Origin of the sequence: Pseudomonas sediminis (genome assembly GCF_002741105.1) — a bacterium.
In the GTDB taxonomy this organism is placed as follows: Bacteria; Pseudomonadota; Gammaproteobacteria; order Pseudomonadales; family Pseudomonadaceae; genus Aquipseudomonas; species Aquipseudomonas sediminis.
The window spans coordinates 62,901-88,413 of sequence record NZ_NIQU01000010.1; the positions used below are offsets into that span (position 1 = coordinate 62,901).

At 61.5% G+C, this 25,513-nt stretch carries 21 protein-coding genes; 7 read left to right on the top strand and 14 right to left on the bottom strand.

The genetic code is table 11. The annotated features are described in order from the left end of the window. Window positions 1-253 precede the first annotated feature (253 nt). Window positions 254-1,720, bottom strand: a complete 1,467-nt coding sequence (locus CDO35_RS20435; protein ID WP_099526440.1) for a glyceraldehyde-3-phosphate dehydrogenase — start codon at window positions 1,718-1,720, stop codon at window positions 254-256. 131 nt (window positions 1,721-1,851) lie between these two features. Between CDO35_RS20435 and mfd the strand changes: the two genes are divergently transcribed. Together mfd and CDO35_RS20445 are read left to right on the top strand one after the other, a co-directional pair. Next, the gene (gene mfd / locus CDO35_RS20440; protein WP_099526441.1) at window positions 1,852-5,289 is read left to right on the top strand and encodes a transcription-repair coupling factor; all 3,438 of its coding nucleotides are present in this window, start codon (window positions 1,852-1,854) and stop codon (window positions 5,287-5,289) included. Window positions 5,290-5,300: 11 nt separating this feature from the next. Further along, window positions 5,301-5,822, top strand: a complete 522-nt coding sequence (locus tag CDO35_RS20445) for a CsiV family protein (protein ID WP_099526442.1) — start codon at window positions 5,301-5,303, stop codon at window positions 5,820-5,822. 53 nt (window positions 5,823-5,875) lie between these two features. On the opposite strand, the gene CDO35_RS20450 is transcribed toward CDO35_RS20445, so the two are convergent. The 4 genes from CDO35_RS20450 to CDO35_RS20465 are packed head-to-tail and all read right to left on the bottom strand — an operon-like array spanning window position 5,876 to window position 8,917. Beyond that, window positions 5,876-6,613: an S-methyl-5'-thioinosine phosphorylase gene (locus CDO35_RS20450; RefSeq protein WP_099526443.1), complete on the bottom strand. Its 738-nt coding sequence runs from the start codon at window positions 6,611-6,613 to the stop codon at window positions 5,876-5,878. 9 nt (window positions 6,614-6,622) lie between these two features. Continuing rightward, window positions 6,623-7,621: a beta-N-acetylhexosaminidase gene (gene nagZ / locus CDO35_RS20455; RefSeq protein ID WP_099526444.1), complete on the bottom strand. Its 999-nt coding sequence runs from the start codon at window positions 7,619-7,621 to the stop codon at window positions 6,623-6,625. 11 nt (window positions 7,622-7,632) lie between these two features. After that, entirely contained in the window at window positions 7,633-8,160 is a 528-nt protein-coding gene (locus tag CDO35_RS20460) for a L,D-transpeptidase (RefSeq protein WP_099526445.1), read from the bottom strand. A 49-nt stretch (window positions 8,161-8,209) separates the two neighbouring features. Then, window positions 8,210-8,917, bottom strand: a complete 708-nt coding sequence (locus tag CDO35_RS20465) for a TetR/AcrR family transcriptional regulator (RefSeq protein WP_099526446.1) — start codon at window positions 8,915-8,917, stop codon at window positions 8,210-8,212. 228 nt (window positions 8,918-9,145) lie between these two features. Here CDO35_RS20465 and lexA point away from each other — a divergent pair, with 228 nt between their 5' ends. Both lexA and sulA read left to right on the top strand, forming a co-directional pair. After that, a complete protein-coding gene (gene lexA, locus CDO35_RS20470) occupies window positions 9,146-9,760 on the top strand; it encodes a transcriptional repressor LexA (protein WP_099526447.1) in 615 nt (204 codons plus the stop codon). 9 nt (window positions 9,761-9,769) lie between these two features. Further along, complete coding sequence (gene sulA / locus CDO35_RS20475) at window positions 9,770-10,243, top strand: SOS-induced cell division inhibitor SulA (RefSeq protein ID WP_099526448.1); 474 nt, start codon at window positions 9,770-9,772, stop codon at window positions 10,241-10,243. A gap of 74 nt (window positions 10,244-10,317) precedes the next feature. Here the strand turns inward: sulA and CDO35_RS20480 are convergent, their stop codons facing one another. From CDO35_RS20480 to fadB, 6 genes are all read right to left on the bottom strand, one after another. Continuing rightward, window positions 10,318-10,554, bottom strand: a complete 237-nt coding sequence (locus CDO35_RS20480; protein ID WP_003462072.1) for a hypothetical protein — start codon at window positions 10,552-10,554, stop codon at window positions 10,318-10,320. Window positions 10,555-10,634: 80 nt separating this feature from the next. Then, window positions 10,635-11,153 carry a DUF6586 family protein gene (locus tag CDO35_RS20485; RefSeq protein WP_099526449.1) on the bottom strand — a complete coding sequence of 173 codons (519 nt, stop codon included), beginning with the start codon at window positions 11,151-11,153 and terminating at the stop codon, window positions 10,635-10,637. An 80-nt stretch (window positions 11,154-11,233) separates the two neighbouring features. Next, window positions 11,234-13,843, bottom strand: coding sequence for a type I DNA topoisomerase (topA, locus tag CDO35_RS20490; protein WP_099526450.1), 2,610 nt, complete (start codon window positions 13,841-13,843; stop codon window positions 11,234-11,236). Window positions 13,844-14,090: 247 nt separating this feature from the next. After that, the gene (locus tag CDO35_RS20495; protein WP_099526451.1) at window positions 14,091-14,333 is read right to left on the bottom strand and encodes a DUF1653 domain-containing protein; all 243 of its coding nucleotides are present in this window, start codon (window positions 14,331-14,333) and stop codon (window positions 14,091-14,093) included. Between the two features lie 73 nt (window positions 14,334-14,406). Beyond that, a complete protein-coding gene (gene fadA / locus CDO35_RS20500) occupies window positions 14,407-15,582 on the bottom strand; it encodes an acetyl-CoA C-acyltransferase FadA (RefSeq protein ID WP_099526452.1) in 1,176 nt (391 codons plus the stop codon). Window positions 15,583-15,612: 30 nt separating this feature from the next. Then, window positions 15,613-17,760, bottom strand: coding sequence for a fatty acid oxidation complex subunit alpha FadB (gene fadB, locus CDO35_RS20505; RefSeq protein WP_099526453.1), 2,148 nt, complete (start codon window positions 17,758-17,760; stop codon window positions 15,613-15,615). A gap of 468 nt (window positions 17,761-18,228) precedes the next feature. Here fadB and CDO35_RS20510 point away from each other — a divergent pair, with 468 nt between their 5' ends. Next, window positions 18,229-19,050: a hypothetical protein gene (locus CDO35_RS20510; RefSeq protein WP_099526454.1), complete on the top strand. Its 822-nt coding sequence runs from the start codon at window positions 18,229-18,231 to the stop codon at window positions 19,048-19,050. A gap of 149 nt (window positions 19,051-19,199) precedes the next feature. Further along, a complete protein-coding gene (locus tag CDO35_RS20515) occupies window positions 19,200-19,649 on the top strand; it encodes a universal stress protein (protein ID WP_017361528.1) in 450 nt (149 codons plus the stop codon). A gap of 78 nt (window positions 19,650-19,727) precedes the next feature. Here the strand turns inward: CDO35_RS20515 and CDO35_RS20520 are convergent, their stop codons facing one another. After that, the gene (locus tag CDO35_RS20520; protein WP_099526455.1) at window positions 19,728-20,414 is read right to left on the bottom strand and encodes a DUF6901 family protein; all 687 of its coding nucleotides are present in this window, start codon (window positions 20,412-20,414) and stop codon (window positions 19,728-19,730) included. An 18-nt stretch (window positions 20,415-20,432) separates the two neighbouring features. Continuing rightward, window positions 20,433-22,358 (bottom strand): ATP-binding cassette domain-containing protein, encoded by a 1,926-nt coding sequence (locus CDO35_RS20525; protein ID WP_099526521.1) that lies wholly within the window; start codon window positions 22,356-22,358, stop codon window positions 20,433-20,435. A gap of 236 nt (window positions 22,359-22,594) precedes the next feature. Between CDO35_RS20525 and CDO35_RS20530 the strand changes: the two genes are divergently transcribed. Continuing rightward, complete coding sequence (locus CDO35_RS20530) at window positions 22,595-24,526, top strand: transglycosylase SLT domain-containing protein (protein ID WP_099526456.1); 1,932 nt, start codon at window positions 22,595-22,597, stop codon at window positions 24,524-24,526. Between the two features lie 139 nt (window positions 24,527-24,665). Here CDO35_RS20530 and CDO35_RS20535 read toward each other — a convergent pair whose 3' ends face one another. Then, window positions 24,666-25,472: an MOSC domain-containing protein gene (locus CDO35_RS20535; protein ID WP_099526457.1), complete on the bottom strand. Its 807-nt coding sequence runs from the start codon at window positions 25,470-25,472 to the stop codon at window positions 24,666-24,668. Window positions 25,473-25,513: the final 41 nt, after the last annotated feature.

Here is a 25,513-nt window from a genome sequence, read left to right on the forward strand (position 1 = left end):
CCGAAGGTCTAATAGACCCGACCACGCCAATACGATATGGGCGTGGAGGAAGGCGCCAAACCTGGGTAAAAAATCCGCTTGATTATAAAGACGCCCCCCGGCACTGACCACCCAAGCGCTTGCTTTTTTTGGCCTTTCGGTAACAGGGCGCAACAAACTCGATACTGCTCGAGATCAACTCGACAACTTCGCCAGGCCAGATTTCAGGCATAAAAAAACGGGAGCCGAAGCTCCCGTTTTTTGACCCTGACGCTTAACGCGGGAAGGCTGGCGGATTGACCCCGGCCATGTCTTCCATCACGCGCACCACCTGGCAGCTGTAACCGAACTCGTTGTCGTACCAGACGTACAGTACAACGCGGTTATCGTTGGCGATGGTGGCTTCGGCATCCACTACACCGGCGTGACGCGAGCCGACGAAGTCGGTCGATACCACTTCCTGCGAGCTGACGAAGTCGATCTGCTTCTGCAGATCCGAGTGCATGGCCATCTGGCGCAGGTACTCGTTGATCTCTTCGCGCGTGGTGGCTTTCTCAAGGTTCAGATTGAGAATGGCCATGGACACGTTCGGCGTCGGCACGCGAATGGCATTGCCGGTCAGCTTGCCCTTGAGCACTGGCAGCGCTTTGGCAGCAGCGGTGGCGGCACCGGTTTCGGTGATGACCATGTTCAGCGCGGCACTACGACCACGACGACTGCCTTTATGGAAGTTGTCGATCAGGTTCTGGTCGTTGGTGTACGAGTGAACGGTCTCGACGTGGCCATTGACGATGCCGTACTGATCATTGACCGCCTTGAGCACCGGCACGATGGCGTTGGTGGTGCAGGACGCAGCGGAGATGATCTTGTCCTCAGCGGTGATTTCGCTGTGGTTGATGCCGTGCACGATGTTCTTCAGCGCGCCCTTGCCAGGCGCGGTGAGCACGACGCGATCGACACCCGGGCACGCAAGGTGCTGACCCAGGCCCTCGGCATCACGCCACACACCGGTGTTATCCACCAGCAGCGCGTTCTTGATGCCGTACTGGGTGTAGTCGACTTCCTTCGGGTCCTTGGCGTAGATCACCTGGATCAGGTTGCCGTTGGCCGTCAGGGTGCTGTTCTCTTCATCAATGGTGATGGTGCCGTTGAACTTGCCATGCACCGAGTCACGACGCAGCAGGCTGGCACGCTTGACCAGATCGTTACTGGCACCCTTGCGCACGACGATGGCGCGCAGACGCAGGCCATCACCACCACCGGTCTTCTCGATCAGGATGCGCGCCAGCAGGCGGCCGATACGACCGAAGCCATAGAGCACAACGTCGGTACCTTCACGACCAGCGCCGTTCTGCTTGCCTACCACATCGACCAGCTCGTCCTTGACGAACTGCTCGACGCCACGGCCAGCGCCTTCGGCCTTGAACTTGGCAACCAGCTTGCCCAGATCAACCGAGGCAGCGCCCAGCTTGAGCTCGCTCATGGCCTTGAGCATGGGGAAGGTGTCGTGCACCGACAGCTCGGCTTCTTCAGCCAGGCGATGACGGGCAAAACGGTGAGCCTTGAGGATGTCGATGACCGAACGATTGATCAGGCCACGGCCGTAGATCGAGGTCACCACATTGTTGTTGCGATAGAGCTGACCAATCAGCGGAATCATCGCTTCCGCGAGGGCTTCACGATCGATCCATTCACCGAGACACTGGTCGGGCTTCTGAGTCACGGGCAGTACCTTCCACATGTAGGGGCTGAAAAAAGGGGCTACATTATGACGGTGCGCGCGAGCATGAGCAATGCGCGCCTGTCGCGACTGACATTGACCAGCAAGCCCCGCTACAATTCCCGGCCTTTCGTCACGACCGTGAGCCGCCCGTGTCCGTACTGCGTCTTCCGTCTCTACCGGCCAGCGCCGGCAAACAACAGTGGGGCAACCTGCCCGGGGCCGCCCTGTCCCTGACCATCGCAGAAGCGGCCAGCGACGCTGGACGCTTCACCCTGGTGCTCACCGAAGGCAGCCAGAGCGCCGAGCGGCTACAGGAAGAGCTGGCGTTCTTCGCCCCCGACCTGCCAGTGCTGCACTTCCCCGACTGGGAAACCCTGCCCTACGATGTGTTTTCGCCGCACCAGGACATCATTTCGCAGCGTATCGCAGCGCTCTATCGTCTACCGCAGCTGAGCCGCGGCATCCTCGTAGTGCCGATCACCACAGCCCTACACCGCCTCGCACCGAAGCGCTTCCTGCTGGGCAGCAGCCTGGTGCTGGATGTCGGCCAGAAACTCGATGTGGAGCAGACGCGCACGCGCCTGGAGGCGGCCGGCTACCGCTGCGTGGACACGGTGTACGAGCATGGCGAGTTCGCTGTGCGCGGCGCATTGATCGATCTGTTCCCGATGGGCAGCGACACGCCCTACCGTATCGACCTGTTCGACGACGAAATCGAAACCCTGCGCACCTTCGACCCCGAAACCCAGCGCTCGGTGGACAAGGTCGAGTCGATCCGCCTGCTGCCAGCGCGTGAGTTTCCGCTGGAAAAGAAAGCCGTCACCGATTTCCGCGGGCGCTTTCGCGAGCGCTTCGACGTGGATTTCCGTCGCTGCCCGATCTATCAGGACCTTTCCACCGGCATCACCCCAGCTGGCATCGAGTACTACCTGCCGCTGTTCTTCGAAGAGACGGACACCCTGTTCGACTACCTGCCGGGCGACACCCAGGTATTTTCCCTGCCCGGTATCGAAAAAGCCGCCGAGCAATTTTGGACAGATGCGCGTAGCCGCTATGAGGATCGCCGAGTCGATCCAGAGCGACCACTACTACCGCCTGCCGACATCTTCCTGCCGGTGGAGGACTGTTTCGCCCGCCTGAAGAGCTGGCCGCGGGTGGTGGTCAATCAGGACGATATCGAGCCTGGCGTCGGCCAGACCCGCTTCGACGCCCGCGCCCTGCCCGACCTGGCGATCCAGGCCAAGGCCGGCGAGCCACTGGCAGCGCTGCGCCGCTTTATCGAGGAATATCCGGGCCGCGTGCTGTTCTGCGCCGAATCGGCCGGGCGCCGCGAAGTGCTGCTGGAGCTGCTCGCTCGCCTCAAGCTCAAGCCCAGGGAAGTCGAGGGCTGGCCAGCCTTCGTCGCCAGCAGCGAGCGCCTGAACATCTGCATCGCACCATTGGACGAAGGGCTGCTGCTCGACGACCTGGCGCTGATCGCCGAGAGCCCGCTGTTCGGCCAACGCGTCATGCAGCGCCGGCGCCGCGAGAAAGGCCGCGAAGGCGGCGACAACGTGATCAAGAACCTCACCGAGCTGCGCGAAGGCGCACCGGTGGTGCATATCGATCACGGCGTCGGCCGCTACCTGGGCCTGGTGACCATGGAGTTCGATGGCCAGGCCGCCGAATTCCTCGCCCTGCAGTACGCCGACGAAGCCAAACTCTACGTGCCGGTGGCCAGCCTGCACCTGATTGCCCGCTACACCGGCAGTGACGATGCTCTTGCGCCGCTGCATCGCCTCGGCTCGGAAGTCTGGCAGAAGGCCAAGCGCAAGGCCGCCGAGCAGGTGCGTGATGTTGCCGCCGAGCTGCTCGATATCTACGCCCGCCGCGCCGCCCGTGAAGGCTTCGCCTTCCAGGACCCGGCGCTGGATTACGCCACCTTCAGCGCCGGCTTCCCCTTCGAGGAAACCCCGGACCAGCAGGCCGCCATCGACGCCGTGCGCAGCGACATGCTGGCCGGCAAGCCGATGGATCGCCTGGTTTGCGGCGACGTCGGCTTCGGCAAGACCGAAGTGGCCATGCGCGCCGCCTTCATCGCCGTACACAGCGGCAAGCAGGTCGCCGTGCTGGTACCCACCACCCTGCTCGCCCAGCAGCACTACAACAGCTTCCGCGACCGCTTCGCCGATTGGCCGGTAAAGGTCGAGGTGATGAGCCGCTTCAAGAGCGCCAAGGAAGTTGGCGACGCCGTGCAGCAACTGGCCGAAGGCAAGGTGGATATCGTCATCGGCACGCACAAGCTGCTGCAGGATGACGTCAAGTTCCAAAACCTCGGTTTGGCCATCATCGACGAGGAACACCGCTTCGGCGTGCGCCAGAAGGAGCAGCTCAAGGCCCTGCGCAGCGAGGTGGATATTCTCACCCTGACCGCCACGCCCATCCCGCGCACCCTGAACATGGCCGTGGCTGGCATGCGCGACCTGTCGATCATCGCCACCCCGCCGGCACGGCGCCTGTCGGTGCGCACCTTCGTCATGGAAGCCAACAAGCCGACCATCAAGGAAGCGCTGCTGCGCGAACTGCTGCGCGGCGGCCAGGTGTACTACCTGCACAACGACGTGAAGACCATCGAAAAATGCGCCGCTGACCTCGCCGAGCTAGTGCCCGAAGCACGTATCGGTATCGGCCATGGACAGATGCGCGAACGCGATCTCGAACAAGTGATGAGCGACTTCTACCACAAGCGCTTCAACGTGCTGGTGGCCTCGACCATCATCGAGACCGGCATCGACGTGCCCAGCGCCAACACCATCATCATCGATCGCGCCGACAAGTTCGGTCTGGCCCAGCTGCACCAGTTGCGTGGCCGTGTCGGCCGTAGCCACCACCAAGCCTACGCCTACCTGCTCACCCCCCCGCGCAAGCAGATGACCACAGACGCCGAGAAACGCCTGGAGGCCATCGCCAACGCCCAGGACCTCGGCGCGGGCTTCGTCCTGGCAACCCACGACCTGGAAATCCGCGGCGCCGGCGAACTGCTCGGCGACGGCCAGAGCGGACAGATTCAGGCCGTCGGCTTCACCTTGTACATGGAAATGCTCGAACGCGCGGTCAAGGCCATCCAGAAAGGCGAGCAGCCGAACCTCGACCAGCCGCTGGGCGGCGGCCCGGAGATCAACCTGCGCGTACCGGCGCTGATCCCCGAAGACTACCTGCCCGACGTGCATGCCCGCCTGATTCTCTACAAGCGCATCGCCAACGCCAGCGACGAGGATGGCCTGAAGGAGTTGCAGGTTGAGATGATCGACCGCTTCGGCCTGTTGCCGGAGCCAACCAAGAGCCTGATGCGCCTGACCCTGCTCAAGCTGCAGGCAGAGAAGCTGGGTATTACCAAGGTCGACGCCGGACCACAGGGCGGCCGCATCGAATTCGCCGCAGAGACCTGCGTCGACCCGCTGACGCTGATCAAGCTGATCCAGGCCCAACCGAAACGCTACAAGTTCGAAGGCGCCACCGTCTTCAAGATCCAGGTGCCCATGGAGCGCGCGGAAGAGCGCTTCAACACCCTGGAAGCCCTGCTCGAGCGCCTCGCGCCCACCACCTGAAGGACTCCCCCATGCGCCCATTGCACTTGATCGCCCTGCTGCTCTGCCTGCTCGCCCCGAGCGCCTTCGCCGAACGCCTGTATCAGGTGGAACTGCTGGTATTCCGCCAGGCCGGTGACGCGGTGATCGCGCCGAAGATCGCCCCCGACGACTGGGCCGGCACCGCCCTGCCGATCGCCGGCAGCGAGCGCCCCACCAGCCTCGACAGCGAAGCAGCCAAGCTCAACCCGGGTAATGGCTATCAGGTTCTGCTGCACAAGGCCTGGAGCCAGACGCTGAGCACCACAGCGAGCCGCGTAGCCGTCAACAGTGGCGAGGCGCACCTCGGCCACTACCCGGTCGAAGGCACCCTTGCCTTCACCCAGGATCGCTTCGCCGATCTGGATCTGGAACTGTGGATCAACCGCTTCAGTGCCGACGGCCTGCTGGAAAGCAGCGAACACATGAAAGTCGCCCAACGCCTGAAAGACAACAGCCTGACCTACCTCGATCACGGCAGCCTCGGCGCCCTGGTGCGCATCAGCCCGCTGTAAGGGGAGGTAACGAAAAGGGCCGCTAAGCGGCCCTTTTCATTTGCTTAGAGAAGCTAGTCACTCAGCACGCGCGCCAATACCGCCTTGATCGTGCCCATGCCCTGCTCCAGCACCCGTTCGATTTCGTCCATGGTGATCAGGCCACTGGTCTTGCCCGCAGCAGGATTCACCACCAGCGCCAGACAGGCATAAGGCAACGCCAGCTCACGCGCCAGTGCAGCCTCGGGCATTGCGGTCATGCCGACCAGATCACAGCCGTCACGCTCCATCCGCACAATCTCCGCCGCCGTTTCCAGGCGCGGCCCCTGCGTGCAGCCGTACACGCCATGGCTGCTGAATGCAGCACCTTCAGCGGTCAACGCCGCGATCAGGCGCTCGCGCAATGCCGCATCGTAGGGGTAACTGAAATCCACGTGCGTCACGTGATCCAGCTCACCCTCGAAAAAGGTGTGCGCACGACCGGCCGTGTAATCAATGAGCTGATGCGGCACGCAGAAATGTCCCGCCCCCATCGCCGCATGAATGCCACCCACAGCATTGACCGCAACAATCTCGCGCGCCCCTGCATGCTTCAACGCCCACAGGTTGGCGCGGTAGTTGATCTGATGCGGAGCAATCCGATGCGGTTGGCCGTGGCGCGCCAGAAACAACACCTCGCGCCCGCCGTACTCGCCACGCAGGATATCGGCCGAGGGCGTGCCGTAGGGCGTATCCAGTGTCAGCGCCTGACGAATCACCAGGCCTTCGAGCTGCGTCAGGCCGGTACCACCGATGATTGCATAAACGGTCATGTTGAGCCCTCAGTCGAGCAGATGCGCCGCTCTGAGCGCAGCCACCGCCACAGACCAACGCGGCGCCTGACGATAATCGGTACACGCATGGGCGCGCCCACGCATGCGCTGCAGTCGCTCGGCCGGGGTGACCCGCAAGCGCTGCAATGCGCTGAGCGCCAGTTCCGCCGAGCCTCGATCATTGCACACGAGGCCCATGTCACAGCCAGCAGCGAGCGCCGCCTCGATACGCTTGCCGGCATCGCCAACCACGTGCGCACCGGCCATGGACAGGTCGTCACTGAAGATCACGCCGTCGAAGCCCAGCTCGCCGCGCAGGATGTCCTGCAGCCAGCGACGAGAAAAACCCGCCGGCTGCTCATCGACCTGCGGATAGATGACATGCGCCGGCATCACCGCATCGAGCTCGCCAGTCAGACGCTTGAACGGCTGCATGTCACAGGCGCGAATCTCATCGAGGCTGCGCTCGTCGACCGGAATGGCCACGTGAGAGTCCGCCTCGGCCCAGCCATGCCCAGGAAAATGCTTGCCGGTCGCTGCCATACCCGCCTGGTGCATGCCACTGATGAAAGCGGTCGCCAGCGTGGTCGCGCGCTGCGGGTCGCCCTCGAAAGCGCGACTGCCGACCACCGCACTGCGCTGATGGTCGAGATCGAGGACCGGAGCGAAGCTGAGATCCAGCCCGACGGCCAGCACCTCGGTCGCCATCAGCCAGCCGCAATGCTCGGCAAGCACTTCGGCATTGTCGTTATCGGTGATCGCACGCATCGCCGGCAGACGCAGAAAGCCCTGGCGCAGACGCTGCACCCGGCCGCCCTCCTGGTCCACGGCCAGCAGCAAGTCCGGGCGCACGGCACGAATGCTCTGGCACAACTCGCGCACCTGGCGTGGCGATTCGATGTTGCGGGCGAAAATGATCAAGCCGCCCACCTCGGGCTGGCGCAGCATCTGGCGATCCTCGGCGGTCAGCCAGGTGCCGGCGATGTCCATCATCAAAGAGCCTTGCATAAACCTATTCCTTACGTGAAATCTTGGCCTGCGCCCCACTGCGGGCAGGATGCTTCGTCGATACGCACCCTGCAGTGCGGCGGCACGCGATCAAAAAGCGCCAGCATGTCGGCGTTGCGCAAACGAATGCAGCCATGGGACAACGGCTCGCCCATGGGTTCCGTGTCCGGGGTGCCGTGAAGATAGATGTAGCGACGGAAGGTATCGACCTCGCCCAGGCGATTGCGCCCCGTTTCGAGACCGCTCAACCAGAGAATGCGGGTAAGGATCCAGTCACGACCAGGAAACTGCTCGTGCAGTTGCGGCGACCATACCTCACCGGTCCAGCGACGCCCGCGCAACACGGCAGCCAGAGGCAGGCCGGCGCCGATCTTCGCGCGCACTTGATGCAGCCCGCGCGGCGTGCAGCCCGAGCCATTGCGCTCACCTGCGCCGTTGCGTGCGGTGGATACGGGAAAACACACTATCAGCCGCCCAGCACTGAAGCCGTAGAGCGCCTGATCAGCAATGGAGATTTGGAGTAAATCAAGATCGGACATGGGCCGCTAGCTTAGCCGAAGGACGAAGCCAAGCCCACCTGCCGTCCGGTCAAACCTTGGGGACAGCGCTTGGCGCCTTGGTCCGGGGCTTGAGTTGTGCGCCGGCCAACGCAGGATCGTTGACCCCGGTTTCCGAACGCATACCGGCGGCGAGGAATGGCACCATCATCCGCATCACCTGCTCGATCGAGGTGTTGACGCCGAAATCGGTCTCGGCCATCGCGCGCAAGGCCTTGATACCGGACATGCTGAACGCCGCAGCACCGAGCATGAAGTGCACACGCCAGAACAGCTCCAGTGGTGGAATACGCGGCGCAGCCTCATGTACCAACAGCATGTAACGACGGAAAACCTTGCCGTAAACCTCTTCCAGGTATTTGCGCAGGTGACCCTGGCTCTGGCTGAAGGCCAAACCGAGCAGGCGCATGAAGATGGAAAGATCGTTGCCGCTGCGCGGCTTGACGGCCAGAGCCTGTTCGACCAGAAGCTCGAGCAACTCCTCCAGGGAAACCTGGGTGTCGGACTTGGCCTGACGGCGATCGAGTTCTTTTTCCAGGCTGGCACAGAAAGGCCCGAGGAAGCGCGAGAAGACCGCTTGAATCAGCGCCTTCTTCGAACCGAAGTGATAATTGACGGCAGCCAGGTTGACCCCAGCCTTGCTGGTGATCAGCCGCAATGAAGTTTCGGCGAAGCCTTTTTCCGCGAACAGCTGTTCCGCAGCATCGAGAATGCGTTCAACGGTTTCCGACTGAGCCATGAGCTATCACCTGACAAACACTTGTTTGAAACATACGTTTCATCCCACTGAATTGTCAAGCCGCATGAGCCGTCTTTTGGCCGGCTAGTCACAGCTTACAACAAGCAGAGACGCAGATTACTCGGCATGGGTAACAAGCCGGACGACAGGCACCTGCAAAATGGGCGTTGCCAAGAGTCGCTTACTGTATATAATCCCAGTCACTGTATAAAAAGACAGAGCCCAGCCATGCTGAAACTGACGCCACGCCAAGCCGAGATTCTCGCCTTCATCAAACGCTGCCTGGAAGACAACGGCTACCCACCCACCCGTGCGGAAATCGCTCAGGAACTGGGGTTCAAATCACCCAATGCAGCAGAAGAGCACCTCAAGGCCCTTGCACGCAAGGGGGCCATCGAAATGACCCCAGGCGCTTCGCGCGGCATTCGCATTCCTGGCTTCGAGGCAGGCGCGGCGAACGAGGACGAAGGCCTTCCAGTCATTGGCCGCGTTGCTGCCGGCGCACCGATCCTCGCCCAGCAACATGTCGAGGAATCCTGCCAGATCAACCCCGCGTTCTTTCAACCCAAAGCCGACTACCTGCTGCGTGTGCGCGGCATGAGCATGAAGGATATCGGCATTTTCGATGGCGATCTGCTCGCCGTGCACACCACCCGTGAAGCCCGTAACGGCCAGATCGTCGTCGCCCGTATCGACGATGAAGTGACGGTCAAACGCTTCAAGCGCGAGGGCAACAAGGTCTGGCTGATTGCCGAGAACCCCGAGTTCGCCCCGATCGAAGTGGACCTGGAAAACCAGGATCTGGTCATCGAAGGTTTGAGCGTCGGTGTAATCCGCCGCTGAGGAGACACCATGTACGTGCAGCAGTCGTTCGAGCGCCCACAACTTACCCTTTTCGACGCGTTCCTTGGCCGAACGCCGAATGAGCCACTGGTCGCAGCCCATGACATCTCTCGCAGTGAGGATGATCAGGCTTTCAGCGAATTGGCTCTACGTGGCGCTGTTGGGCACTGCCTGCACTTACTGGCGCCGATTCTGCGAGAGCTGAGCCAGAATCAGGACGCACGCTGGCTGACCTTGGTAGCGCCGCCGGCAAGCCTCACGCAAAGCTGGCTGCGCGATGCAGGGCTGAACCGTGAGCGAATCCTGCTGCTGCATCCGCGACAAGGGCAGAATGCCCTGGAATTGGCCGAAGAAGCTCTCAAGCTGGGTCGCAGCCATACCGTGATCAGTTGGTTGTATCCGGTCGAGAGCAGCACTCGTCAGCGCCTTGCACAGGCCGCCAACACAGGTGGCGCGCAGAGCCTGAACATCAGCCTGGGTTAGCTGACCACGACTTCGCTTGCGGAAATGAAAACGGGGCTCCAATGGAGCCCCGCTTTTCGTTGAGACGCAGTAACTCAGTGGAGAACGCGCGAGCCTTCTTCTTCACCACTGAAATCACCCTCAGCCATTCGACCCGCCATCTGCACGCCAACATTGAGCATGGCCTTGGCCACCTCAATGTGTTGCCCCTGCAGGAAAGCCTTGGCATCAGCGGAGAAATCCAGGGTCACCAACGCCTCTTCATCCTCTGCGCGACGCAGGGCAATGCGCCCATCGGGCAGTTCGACGATTTCCAGAAAGGATGTAGGCATGGCTCAGTCTCTGTGCAAAAACACGACATTGTAACAGCCAGCCGGGATCATCCCCAGCCCACTGGTCCAGTTAAACCCAATCAGCACTCGCTCAGGCCTTCGCGGAAACGCAGCACCAGCGCCTTGAGCTGCTGCCGCCAGGCATCGACATCATCGATGCTCAGCTCGGCCGGCTCCTCGCCAACACTGACGGCGGTGATCAACGGCATGGACGGATCGACCTTGGCCTTGCGCTCCTCACGCGGCGGCTGGAACAAGCCAGCATAGGCCGCCAGCAGTTCGGCCAGCCAGGTTTCGCGCTGCTGGGCCAACTCCACCAACTCGGCCAGCTCGGGACTGGGCGCCCCTTCGAGTACGGCCTGCTGCACGAACGCCTCGACGCGCGAAGGCGCTGCGTCGTTCATGCGGTAGTAACCGGCGATCTCATGACACACCCCAAGGAGCCCACCGTAGAGGTGAAACAGCGCAGCTTCACGCTCGGCCTGCACCAGCGCCTGCACGTTGAACGCGGTGGAAGCCTCGGCCTTGCGCCAGTTATCCAGGGCGATACCGGCGAAGAAGATCTTCTGATTGGTGCGGGTATAGATTTCTTTGGCCATTGCGGCGACCTCCACAGCAGATCGGGTCATGATACGCGCGTCGCACCAAGGCAGACGCGCTTCTCGTCAGAGCGCAGAGATCAGCGCTTGTCCTCGACCTTCCACTTGCCGCCATCGAAGAACGCGCGCCAACCGGTCGGCTTGCCATCGACCTCGGACTGCACGTACTGCTCCTTGGTCTTGCGGCTGTAGCGAATCACCGCAGGGCGGCCATCAGGGTCCTTCTGTGGAGCATCGCAAAGGAAGTGGTACTTGGGATCGATCTCATGCTTGTGCGGAACGATTTCCAGCACCAGGGGCGCACGCGTCTCGCGATTCTTGGGGAACTGGCTGGCGGCGAGGAACAGGCCCGATGCACCGTCACGCAGCACGTAGGTGTCGTCCACCTTCTCGCACTTGAGCTCGGGCATATCCACCTTGTCCATCTTCGGCGGCGCCGCTTCGCCGTTCTTGAGCAGCTTGCGGGTGTTCTTGCAGCTGGCATTGGTGCAACCGAAGAACTTGCCGAAACGGCCCGTCTTGAGCTGCATCTGGCTGCCGCACTTGTCGCACTCCAGACTTGGTCCTTCGTAGCCCTTGATGCGGTACTGGCCCTGCTCGATCTCGTAACCCGTGCAATCGGGGTTGTTGCCACAGATGTGCAGCTTGCGGGTTTCATCCAGCAGATAGGCATCCATGGCCGTGGAGCAGATCGGGCAGCGATGCTTGCCAAGCAACACGCGGGACTCGGACTCACCCTCGTCGTCGGCAGCAATCTCGTCGCCCGGCACCAGGTTGATGGTGGCCTTGCAACGTTCCTTCGGCGGCAGCGCATAACCGGAGCAACCAAGGAACACGCCGGTGGAGGCAGTGCGGATCATCATCGGCCGGCCGCACTCGCGGCAGGGGATGTCGGTCAGCGTCGGCTGGTTGGCACGCATGCCGCCCTCGCCCGCCTCGGCCACTTCTAGCTTCTTCTTGAAGTCACCGTAGAACTCATCGAGCAGATGCTTCCACTCGCGCTCACCCTGGGCCACATCGTCGAGATGCTCTTCCATGGTGGCGGTAAAGCTGTAATCCATCAGGTTGGCGAAGCTCTCGTCGAGACGCTCGGTGACGATGTCGCCCATCTTCTCGGCATAGAAACGACGGTTGTGCACCGTGACGTAGCCGCGATCCTGAATGGTGGAAATAATCGCGGCATAGGTGGACGGACGGCCGATACCGCGTTTTTCCAGCTCCTTGACCAGGCTGGCTTCCGAGTAACGCGCCGGCGGCTTGGTGAAGTGCTGGCTTGGGTCGAGCTGAATCAGCTTGAGGCCCTCGCCCTCCTTCATTTCCGGGAGGACGTCGTCCTCGCCCGGCTTGCTCTGCTGCGGCAGTACGCGGGTGTAACCGTCGAACTTGAGAATGCGGCCCTTGGCGCGCAGCTCGAAGTTGCCGGCAGCCACAGTGACGCTGGTGGACAGGTACTCGGCCGGCGGCATCTGGCAGGCCACGAACTGACGCCAGATCAGGTCATACAGGCGCTCGGCATCACGCTCCATGCCGGACAGCTGGGTCGGACGCAAGTTGACGTCGGAGGGACGAATCGCTTCGTGCGCTTCCTGAGCGCCTTCCTTGCTCGAATACAGATTGGGCTTACCCGGCAGGTACTTGTCGCCGTACTCGCTGCCGATGAAGCCACGCACCATCTCCACTGCGTCATTCGACAGGTTGGTCGAGTCGGTACGCATATAGGTGATGTAGCCGGCCTCGTAGAGACGCTGGGCCATCATCATGGTTTTCTTCACGCCGAAGCCAAGACGGTTGCTCGCAGCCTGCTGCAGGGTCGACGTAATGAAAGGTGCCGACGGCTTGCTGCTGGTCGGACGATCTTCGCGCTTGACCACGCTGTAGCTGGAAGCCTTGAGCTTCTCCAGCGCCGCCATGGCCTGCGCTTCGTTGACCGGCTTGAATGCCGAGCCGTCTTCGCGAACGACTTCGAAGCGCACCTTGGCGTTCTTCGCAGTGCCGAGATCAGCGTGCACTTCCCAGTATTCTTCCGGGACGAAGGCACGAATTTCTTTTTCACGCGCAACGACCAGCTTCACCGCCACCGACTGCACGCGACCGGCAGACAGGCCACGGGCGATCTTGGCCCACAGCAGCGGCGAAACCATGTAGCCCACCACGCGGTCGAGGAAACGGCGTGCCTGCTGGGCGTTGACGCGGTTGATGTCCAGCTCACCGGGCTTGGAGAAGGCATCCTGAATCGCCTTCTTGGTGATCTCATTGAACACCACGCGCTTGTAGCGGCTGTCATCACCACCGATGGACTCGCGCAGGTGCCAGGCGATGGCCTCCCCTTCGCGATCCAAGTCGGTTGCGAGATAGATGGTGTCAGCATCCTTGGCCAGACGGCGCAGCTCTTCGATCACCTTTTCCTTGCCAGGCAGGATCTCGTACTTGGCCTTCCAGCCATGCTCGGGGTCGACACCCATGCGGGTGAACAGCTGGCGTTTGGCCTTTTCCTTGGGCGACAGCGCAGGCGCCTCACCGGCGGTAGCCTTGCCACGCTTGGCAGGCTCCTTGGTGGCGCTTGCCGAGCCGCTGGTAGGCAGGTCACGGATGTGGCCGATGCTCGACTTCACCACGTACTGGCTGCCCAGGTACTTGTTGATGGTCTTGGCCTTGGCCGGGGATTCCACGATGACCAGCGATTTGCCCATGGATCAGAAAATTCCTGAATTGCGAAATATAGAAGGCTGGGAGCCATATGAGCCTGCTCACGAGCTCGTGAGCTAGAGTGATACAAGGCAAAAACAAGCGAGGAAGCGGAGTTTACGAGTGGTAAATGAGCATTCCGAGCTTGTTTTTAACGCAGTAGCGCCGACGCGCAACAGATCGTGAACAGGTTCTAAGGCCCCGCTATATATAGTGGTGACCGAGCGAAGGTCAAGCGCAGGGGTTGCACAGTCAGGCTTGCGAAGCGCCGATAGGGCTGACTTCGGCCTGAATCAAAGCAAAGCGTGGAACGCGCTTGCCGTCCACCTCGATCTCTTCACAGAACATGCTCAGCGGCCGCACCCACAGGCCGAACTCGCCGTACAGGGCCTGGTAAACCACAACCTCTTCCTCGTTCTCGGAATGGCGCGCCACCCCGAATACGCGGTACTGCGGGCCTTTGTAGTGGCGATAGAGTCCTGGCTGCAACTGCATGAGCGGTTCCCGAAATAAAAAGCCGTAAAAAGCAAAACCGGGGCACTAGGCCCCGGTTTCTGTCCGCTGACGCTTAAACGCGCTCGAAGACGGTGGTGATGCCTTGGCCAAGGCCCACACACATGGTGGAGACACCAAAGGTGCCGCCGTTCTGTTTCATGACGTTGAGCAGGGTACCGGAGATACGGGCACCGGAACAACCGAAGGGGTGACCCAGGGCGATCGCGCCGCCGTGCAGGTTGACCTTCTCTTCCATCTTGTCGAGCAGCTTCAGATCCTTCAGCACAGGCAAGGCCTGGGCTGCGAAGGCTTCGTTAAGCTCGACGAAGTCGATGTCAGCCATGCTCAGGCCGGCGCGCTTGAGCGCCTTCTGCGTGGACGGCACCGGACCGTAACCCATGATCGCCGGATCGACACCAGCAACGGCCATGGCACGAACCACGGCCATCGGCTGAATGCCCAGGTCCTGGGCACGCTGGGCGCTCATGACGATCATGCAGGAAGCGCCGTCGGTGATCTGCGAGGAAGTCCCTGCAGTCACGGTGCCGCCTTTCGGGTTGAACGCAGGCTTCAGCGCAGCCAGGCTTTCAAGGGTGGTTTCCGGACGAATGGTTTCGTCGAAATCGAACATCTTCAGGAAACCGTTCTCGTCGTAGCCTTGCATCGGGATGATTTCATCCTTGAACTTGCCTTCGACGGTGGCCTTGTGCGCCAGACGGTGCGAACGCTCACCGAAGGCGTCCTGCTGCTCACGGCTGATGCCATGCATCTTGCCCAGCATTTCAGCGGTCAGGCCCATCATGCCGGACGCTTTGGCGGCGTACAGCGACAGGTGCGGGTTCGGGTCGACACCGTGCATCATGCCTACGTGGCCCATGTGCTCCACACCGCCGACGACGAATACATCGCCGTTACCGGTCTGGATCGCCTGCACGGCAGTGTGCAGGGCGCTCATGGACGAACCGCACAGGCGGCTGACGGTCTGGCCGGCGCTGGTGTGCGGGATCTGGGTCATCAGCGACGCCATGCGCGCGATGTTCCAGCCCTGCTCCAGGGTCTGGTTGACACAGCCCCAGATCACGTCCTCGACTTCAGCCGGGTCGACCTTGGCGTTACGCTCCAGCAGCTTGCTGATCAGGTGCGCGGACATGGTCTCGGCGCGGGTGTTGCGGTGCATGCCGCCCTTGGAACGACCCATCGGGGTACGACCGAAGTCGACGATCACTGCATCTCTAGGATTCAGGCTCATATTTCTACTCTCGCTCTGTTCGCTGCACGGTTAACCGAAGAACTTCTGGCCCTTGGCGGCCATTTCGCGAAGTTTTGCGGTCGGGTGGTACAGGGCGCCCAGCTCGGCATACTTGTCAGCCAGGGCGACGAATTCAGCAACACCGATGGAATCGATGTAGCGCAGCGCACCGCCACGGAAGGGAGGGAAGCCGATACCGTAGATCAGGCCCATGTCGGCCTCAGCTGCGGTGTCGACGATGCCGTCTTCCAGGCAACGAACGGTTTCCATGCACAGCGGGATCATCATGAAATTGATGATGTCCTCGTCGGTGACTTCACGCTCTTCGACCACGATGGACTTGAGCAGCTCGTAAGCAGCCGGGTCAGTGACCTTCTTCGGCTTGCCGCGCTTGTCGGTCTCGTAGGCGTAGAAACCCTTACCGTTCTTCTGACCTAGGCGATTGGCGTCATACATCACGTCGACGGCAGTCTTGCCTTCCACGGCCATACGGTCCGGGAAGCCTTCAGCCATCACGTCACGGCCATGGTGGCCGGTGTCGATACCGACCACGTCGGAGAGGTAAGCCGGGCCCATGGGCCAGCCGAACTTCTCCATCACCTTGTCGATACGCACGAAGTCGACGCCGAAGCCCAGCAGCTTGGAGAAGCCGCCGAAGTACGGGAACAGTACACGGTTGACCAGGAAGCCCGGGCAGTCGTTGACCACGATCGGGTTCTTGCCCATTTTCTTGGCGTAGGCAACGGTGGTGGCCACGGCCACTTCGCTGGACTTCTCGCCACGGATGACTTCCACCAGCGGCATCATGTGCACCGGGTTGAAGAAGTGCATGCCGACGAAGTTTTCCGGACGCTTGAGCGCCTGGGCCAACAGGCTGATGGAGATGGTCGAGGTGTTGGAGGCCAGGATGGCGTCTTCACGCACCACGCCTTCCACTTCTGCCAGCACGATCTGCTTGACCTTGGGGTTCTCGACCACGGCTTCGACGACGATGTCGACGTTACCGAAATCACCGTAGGACATGGTCGGGCGGATGGCGTTGAGGGCCTCAGCCATCTTCGCAGGGGTCATGCGGCCCTTCTCGACGCGCTTGCCGAGCAGCTTGGAAGCCTCGTTCAAGCCCATCTGGATACCCTCTTCACGGATATCCTTCATCAGGATCGGCGTACCTTTGGAAGCCGACTGGTAGGCGATACCACCACCCATGATGCCGGCGCCGAGTACGGCAGCCAGTTTCACGTCGCGGGCGATTTCGTCGTGGTGCTTGGCTTTCTTTTTCAGCTCCTGATCATTCAGGAACAGGCCGATCAGGCTCTCGGCAACCGAGGTCTTGGCCAGTTTGACGAAGCCGGCAGCTTCAACTTCCAGCGCCTTGTCACGGCCGAAGTTGGCGGCTTTCTGAATGGTCTTGATCGCCTCGACCGGAGCCGGGTAGTTCGGGCCGGCCTGGCCAGCGACGAAGCCCTTGGCGGTCTCGAAGCACATCATCTGCTCGATGGCGTTGAGCTTGAGCTTTTCCAGCTTGGGCTGGCGCTTGGCCTTGTAGTCCAGCTCGCCGGAGATGGCGCGCTTGACCAGATCCAGAGCGGCGGCCTGCAGCTTGTCTGCACTGACCACAGCATCGACGGCGCCGACTTTCAGAGCGTCTTCGGCACGGTTTTCCTTGCCCGATGCGATCCACTCGACGGCGTTGTCGGTACCAATAACACGCGGCAGACGCACGGTGCCGCCAAAGCCTGGGTAGATGCCCAGTTTGACTTCTGGCAGGCCGATCTTGGCGCTATCGCTCATGACACGGTAGTCACCGGCCAGGCACATCTCGAAACCGCCACCCAGGGCGATGCCGTTGATGGCGACGACGGTCGGCACGGCGAGGTCTTCGAAATCACTGAAGATCTTGTTGGCTTCCAGGTTGCCAGCCACCAGTTCTTCGTCGGGCAGTTTGAAGTTGTCGACGAATTCGGTGATATCGGCGCCGACGATGAACACGTCTTTGCCGCTGGTGACAATCACGCCCTTGATCGAACCGTCAGCCTTGATCGCGTCGACGGAGGCGCGCAGCTCATTGAGGGTAAGACGGTTGAATTTGTTGACGGACTCACCCTTGAGGTCGAACTTCAATTCGACGATGCCGCTCTCAAGAGCCTTAACCGTGATGGCTTTACCTTCGTAAATCATCAACTGATCTCCACGGTATGGAAGCTGAACAGTACACATCGGAGCCAACCGGCAGGCTAGCCTGCGGCAGCGCCGCACGAGCATAGCCCCAATCGGTACGACACACCCACCGACGCGATATTCGGGCTGTAATGGCGCGCCTAACAAGGCAAACGCTCAATTCATACGCCCGTTTGATTTGGGTGTGCACACCTTCAGGGAAAACCCTGCGCTTGTCAATTGGCCTCTTTTCGTCGATTTCCCGACGATTTCTGCAGGCCTGGTCATTCGTGGCCTCCAGCCGATTTCGATAAACAGCGTCAATAACGCACTATTGCGAGCGTTTTCCTGCTTGATACGGGGACTCCCGGATGCCTAGCCAAATCGCTACGCTCCGGGTACAGTCGTCTCACTTTCAGCTGGCACAGCGCCACCTGAAGGCAATACAAAAACAAATCGAGCCCCACGATGGGCCATATGGAGTCACCAATGTCGAGCCGCCGTTCGCTTGCATTCCCCCTGAGCGCCCTGCTCGTTTTTCTCTTCACGCTGCTATCCCCGCCCCTGCTCAGCGCCGCGCCGGCCGATGATCTGCTGCGCTTGCACCAGTTACGCCTGGCAACGCAAAAAAGCCTGGGCGACTTCTACATGTACAACGGCATGGAAGGTGATCAACGCTACGCGCGGATGATTGGCGAATCCCTGCAGGCAGGCCAATCGCACCTGGACGGCATGGGCGAAATGCCCGGGGATGCAAGCAAGGCGCTGCGCGCGCAGCTGCAAACCAATTGGCAAAGTTACCGCAGCGGGCTCCAGACACTGATGGACGCCATGCGCAGCCAGGGCTTCACTGACCTGCAACCCGTCGCCGATCTGGCCGAGAACAACCAACGCATCATGGCCATTAGTCAGGAGCTGTATCTGAAGATTCAGCAAGAAAGCGGTTTCAGCGTACCGCAACTGACGCAGAAGAGCCGTGAGCAAAGCCTGCTGATGCAGAATATTGCGCTGGACTATGCTTCACGCAGTGCCTCGGTCGGCGCCAGCTTCTTCGGCGGCGGCGAAGAACGCGCCATCGACGAGCTGGCAGGCGAATTCGCCAGCAAGCTGGACAACCTCAGCACCGCCCAGCAGAACACTCCGGAGATCAGTGCAGCGCTGAACTCCATCGGTACCAAATGGCGTTACATCGAGAAATCCCTGCGCAACTACAACGAAAACACCGTACCTTTCCTGATCAGCAAGTATTCCGACAGCATCATCGAAGGCCTGGAAGGTGTTGCGGCCCAATACGCTGCCTCCCAACATTGATGCCCCAGATTTCCGGCCTGCCTGGCCCAACCATTGCCCGGTGCTCGCACCGGGCTTTTCTTTGCCTTATTTAACGACCAGTCGCCCTGCCCCACACAATGGGGCCATACTTGATACAGAGCCATTTGCCCCTTTGAGGAGAACTCACCATGCCCTACCAGCACATTCTGGTCGCCGTCGACCTGACCGAGGAATGCGACCCTGTAGTGGTACGCGCGCAGAAACTGGCGCAGGCCAGTGGCGCCAAGATGTCCCTGGTGCATATCGTCGAACCGATGGCCATGGCCTTTGGTGGTGACGTGCCGATGGACCTGTCGATGCTGCAGCAACAGCAGTTCGAGCAGGCCCGCGAGCGCCTGGACAGCTTTACTGGCAAGTATCCCGAACTGACCGCGGACCAGCGCCATCTGGCTTATGGCCAACCGCGCCAGGAAATTCACCGCCTGGCCGAAGAACAGGGTTGCGATCTGATCGTGGTTGGCAGCCATGGTCGCCACGGCCTGGCGCTGCTGCTGGGTTCCACCGCTAATGACGTGCTGCATGGCGCGCCCTGCGACGTGCTCGCAGTGCGCCTGAAGAAAGGCGAAAAAGGCGCTTGAGATCGCGTCGCGGCTGAAGCCCCTCCCACGGACAAAGCCTGTGGGAGGGGCTTCAGCCGCGAGTTTTTTAGCTTCAGCCTACTCGAACGACTCGCCCGCACTCATGACCAGCGGGCGAATCTTCTGCAGCTGGGTTTCCAGCGACACCGTCATGCTCGATGACATCGAGAAGAAGGTCAGGAAGGCCTTGAGGTTGGAGTCGCCTTCACAGGTGTCGTGAATACGCTGCCAGAAGGCCTGGTTGACCAGTTTCAGTTGCTGGAATAGGCGCACCAGCCCCTTCAGCTCCCAATCGGCCAGACGCCCCTCGCGCATATTGAAGTACTGCCGCGACAGGTACAGCGATACCGCACGCAGGATGAATTCCTGATTGTTGGCAAACGGCAGATGGTGCTGCGCCATCGGCTTCAGGCGCGCCAGCACTGGGCAGGCACTGGTGGCCATGATCACCCCGAGCAACGCACGCAGGCCCTCTTCCAAGCCGACGTGCTTGGTGTACTCACGCTCCGGCGTGCGCACCCAGACGCTGGCCTTCTTGAACGCTGGCAGACCACGAAAATCCTCGATCACCCGATGCAGATCGACCGCTGCCGGACAATGGCTGAACTGGTCGCGACTCAATGGGCAATTGCTGCACTGCTGATGTTCAAGGCGCGTCCAGGCGGGAGCCTGTTGCGCCTGAATGGGGTCATATTCGCGATTCAGCTCGATCCGATAGCTGAACTGATGATTGTCGTCGAGAGTAATGCGGTACTCGATGGCCATTGCCCGTTCGTTCCTTCGTCAGCCTTCCAGCTCTGCCCAGCGCTCGAGCAACGCGTCCATTTCCTTCTGCAAGCGCTCGAGACGCGCCAATACTTCCGTGGTGATCTGCACCGGCTGCTGATAGAAGGCAGGATCGGATACCTGCTCCTGTACCGCGGCCATTTCCTGCTCCAGAGCATCGATCTGCCCGGGAATCGCTTCCAGCTCGCGCTGCAGCTTGTAGCTTAGTTTCTTCTTTGCAGGCTCTGCGCTCTCTTGAGCGGGAGTCACTGCCGCCGGGGTCGGCGCTTCGACGATGGCCGTGGCCAGTTCGGCCTTGCCGGACTTGCTTTCACCCACGCCGAGCAAACGCGGCGAGCCGCCCTGGCGCAGCCAATCCTGATAGCCACCAACGTACTCGCGCACCTTGCCTTCACCCTCGAATACCAGGGTGCTGGTCACGACGTTATCGAGGAAGGCACGGTCGTGGCTGACCATCAGCACGGTGCCAGGGAAGTTGAGCAGCACTTCTTCGAGCAGTTCCAGGGTTTCTACGTCCAGATCGTTGGTCGGTTCGTCCAGCACCAAGAGGTTGGCCGGCTTGCTGAACAACTTGGCGAGCAACAGTCGTGCCCGTTCGCCACCTGATAGTGCTTTTACAGGGGTACGAGCACGTTGCGGACTGAACAGGAAGTCGCCCAGATAGCTCAGCACATGGCGGTTCTGGCCATCGATAGTGATGAAGTCGCGCCCCTCGGCGACGTTGTCGATCACCGTCTTCTCCGGTTCGAGCTGGTGACGTAATTGGTCGAAATACGCCACTTCCAGTTTGGTGCCCACCTCGATCTTGCCACTGCTCGGTTGCAGGTCGCTGAGCAGCAGCTTGAGCAGGGTCGTCTTGCCGGTACCGTTGGCGCCAAGCAGGCCGATACGGTCACCGCGCTGCAGGACCATGGAGAAATCCTTGACCAGGAAGGGACCGCCGGCGTGAGCGAAACTGACGTTCTCCGCCACCATCACCTGCTTGCCGGACTTGTCCGCCGTATCGAGCTGGATATTCGCCTTGCCCTGGCGTTCGCGGCGCTCGCTACGTTCCGCACGCATCGCCTTGAGCGCACGCACGCGCCCCTCGTTACGGGTACGGCGGGCCTTGATGCCCTGGCGAATCCACACTTCTTCCTGCGCCAGGCGCTTGTCGAACAGCGCGTTGGCGGTTTCCTCGGCAGCCAGTTGCTGCTCCTTGTGCACCAGGAAGCTGGCGTAGTCGCCGTTCCAGTCGATCAGGCCACCACGATCCAGTTCGAGGATGCGCGTAGCCAGGTTCTGCAGGAAGGAGCGGTCGTGGGTAATGAACAGCACGGCGCCGCCAAAGTCTTTCAGCGCCTCTTCCAGCCAGGCGATGGCGCCGATGTCCAGGTGGTTGGTGGGTTCGTCGAGCAGCAGCAGATCCGGCTCGGACACGAGCGCCTGGGCCAGCAGCACGCGACGGCGCCAACCGCCGGAGAGCTCGGCCAGGGTCTTGTCCGCCGGCAGCTGCAGGCGGCTCAGGGTGCTGTCGACCAGCTGCTGCAGGCGCCAGCCATCTTTGGCTTCCAGCTCCTGCTGCACGTGCATCAGTTGCTCGAGGTCGTCGTCGCCATGAATGTTCTGCGCCAGATGATGATAACGCGCCAACAATTCGCCAACGCCGGCCAGGCCTTCGGCAACCACGTCGAACACCGTACGCTCGTCGGCACGCGGCAGCTCCTGCGGCAGCTCGCCAATCTTTAGCCCAGGTGCACGCCAGATTTCACCGTCATCCGGCATCTGGTCACCCTTGACCAGGCGCAGCATGCTCGATTTGCCCGTACCGTTGCGGCCGATGATGCACACCCGCTCACCCCGCGCGATTTGCCAGGACACCCCGTCGAGCAGGGGCATGGCGCCATAGGCGAGGGATACGTCGGCAAACTTGAGCAGGGTCATGGGCATCTCCAGAAACAGGCGGCGCATTCTACCCGAGTTACAGGTTGGCTGTGGCCGTTTCCACCCCAGCAGCGGGCACCTCGGCAAACACTCGCAATAGCACTGCGCCATGCATTTTTTCTGCATGTGTCCATCTGGCGCGACGGCATTCACCGCGCCCCGCTGAAGCGCTAAGCTAAGGGCATGCAACGATATGGAACCTGTTGCCCCATTCTCTGCTTGCCCCTGGAAATGCCATGCGCGGTCGCCTTCTTTCTGTAGTTTCCTGCCTGATTTTCACCACCACTGCTGGCCTGGCCAGTGCCGAAGCCGCCACTCTGGCGCAGCAGCGCCAGTACTACGATGAAGCCAAGCGCGCCCTGGCCAAGGGCGACAGTGGCCCCTATCGCCAGTACGCCAGCGCTCTGCGCGACTACCCGCTGACGCCATATCTGGCCTATGACGAGCTGACCAACCGTCTGCGATCAGCGAGCAATGCGGAAATAGAAAAGTTTCTTGCCGAACATGGTGACCTGCCTCAGGCCAGCTGGATGAAGCTGCGCTGGCTGCGCGCGCTGGCCGAGCGTGGAGACTGGAAGCCCTTCCTCGATCACTACGATGCCAAGCTCAACTTCACTGAACTGGATTGCCTGTATGGCCAGTACCAGCTCAGCCACGGCCTGACTGCCGAAGGTAACGCTACCGCCGAGAAGCTCTGGCTGGTGGGCAAATCCCAGCCCAACGCCTGTGATCCGCTGTTCGAACGCTGGGCCGCCAATGGCCAGCTCACCGAACAGCGCCGCTGGCAGCGCACCAAACTGGCGGTGGAAAGCGGCAACTACGGCTTGGCCAACTTCCTGATCAAGGGCATGCCAACGCTTGGCGAGCGCGGCAAGCTGATGGTCGAGGTCGCACAGAAACCGCAACTGCTGAAAAACACCGCGCGTTTCGCTCCAGCCGATGACGCCATGAGCGACGTAGTCGGCCTCGGCCTGCGCCGCCTGGCCCGGCAGAACCCCGAAGACGCCCTGGCCCTGCTCGACGGCTACGCCCAGCGTATGAAGTTCTCCTCGGACGAGCAGGTCGCCATCGCCCGCCAGATCGGTCTGCGCCTGGCACAACGCTTCGACCTGCGCGGCCTGCAAGTCATGGCCAAGTACGACCCGCAACTGCGTGACAACACCGTCAGCGAATGGCGCGCGCGCCTGCTGCTGCGTCACGGCCGCTGGGAAGAAGCCTATGAGCTGACCCAGAAGATGCCGTCCGATCTGGCCAGCAGCAACCGCTGGCGCTACTGGAACGCGCGCAGCCTGCAACTGGCGCAACCCAACAGCCATCAACCGGAAGTACTGTTTCAGGCCCTGGCCAAGGAGCGCGACTTTTACGGCTTCATGGCCGCCGATCAGGTCAAGGCACCTTACTCGTTGAACAACCAGCCGCTGGCACTCGACCCGAAGGTGGTGCAGAAGGTACGCAACACCGCCGGTATCAAGCGCGCCATGGAATTCCATGCACGCGGCCAGATCGTCGATGGTCGCCGCGAGTGGTATCACGTCAGCCGTCTGTTCAGCCGCGATGAACTGGTGGCTCAGGCGCGCCTGGCCTACGAAATGGAGTGGTACTTCCCGGCCATCCGCACCATCAGCCAGGCTCAGTACTGGGACGACCTGGAAGTGCGCTTCCCCATGGCTCACCGCAGCGAACTGGTGCGTGAAGCCAAGCGCCGCGATCTGCATTCGAGTTGGGTGTTCGCCATCACCCGCCAGGAAAGCGCCTTCATGGCCGACGCCCGCTCCCACGCCGGCGCCATGGGCCTGATGCAACTAATGCCGGGCACTGCCAAGGAAACCGCACGCAAGTTCGGCATCCCCCTGGCGTCGCCGCAACAGGCGCTCAACCCGGACACCAACATCCAGTTGGGCGCCGCCTATCTGAGTCAGGTATATGGTCAGTTCAATGGCAACCGCGTACTCGCCTCGGCCGCCTACAACGCCGGGCCCGGCCGCGTACGCCAGTGGCTGCGCGGCGCCAATCACCTCAGTTATGACGTCTGGGTGGAGAACATCCCGTTCGACGAGACCCGCCAGTACGTGCAGAACGTGCTGTCCTACTCGGTAATCTACGGCCAGAAGCTCAACGCACCGCACCCGCTGGTGGCGTGGAACGAGCGCTTCTTTGAGGATCAGTAAAACAAAAGCCCCGATCGGACTGGGTGCCTGATCGGGGCTCGCTGCTCCATACGCCAGGGCCGGACCGCGCTTCGGTTCATTGCCGCGTGAGCCTCAGCCCAGCGACCTTACGCAGATCACGCGGCGCGCATGGCGCACCCTACTCCAGAATTTCAACCGGCATACCGATCTGTAGCTCACCCACACCTCGCGGCAAAAGGTTCTGCCCGAAGTACACATCGCCATCGCGTTCCCGGTAGGTCTTGAGCGTGGCCAGCGGCTCACGCTGGGCGTTGCGCTCGCCGGTCTGTGGGTCGATGGTGGTGAGGATGCAGCGCGAGCAGCCCTTGGCCACGTCGAACTCCACCTCGCCAATGCGGATGCGCTTCCAGCTGTCTTCGGCGTAAGGCTCACCGCCGGTGACGACCAGATTGGGGCGAAAACGCAGCATCGACAGCGATTGCCCGACGCGCTGAGAAAGATCGTCCAGCGACGCCTGGCCGATCAGCAGCAGCGGGAAACCGTCGGCAAAGGCCACGCGATCGCCCGGTTGCGCATAGGCGGTATCGACTTGGCGAGTGCGGCCTTCCGGCACCTGCACCAACCGACAAGACTTACCCAGCATATCGCTGAGCCAGGCAGCCGCTGCATCGCCCGCATCCGGCACGCGCAGGCTGTCACGCCAGACGATGACGCCACGCAGGTCCTGCTCGGGATCGGGCAAGGCCACGGACAGATCCTCACGCCCCGGCGCACTCAGAGTCAGCCCGCCACGCGCATCGTACAGAGCGCTCAGCTGACTCATCTGCGGTAGCAGGCGTTGGGTGATGAAGCGGCCGTTGTCGGCATCGACCAGCATCCAGCGCCGATCCCCCTGCAGGCCGAGACCGTCGACCGCACTGCGCTGCAACACTTCGCCGCGGCCGGACTTGAGCGGATAACGGTACAGCCCCGAGAGACTCAGCATGGGTCAGTTTCCTGTTGGCAAAACGCCGTTATACGAGGTGA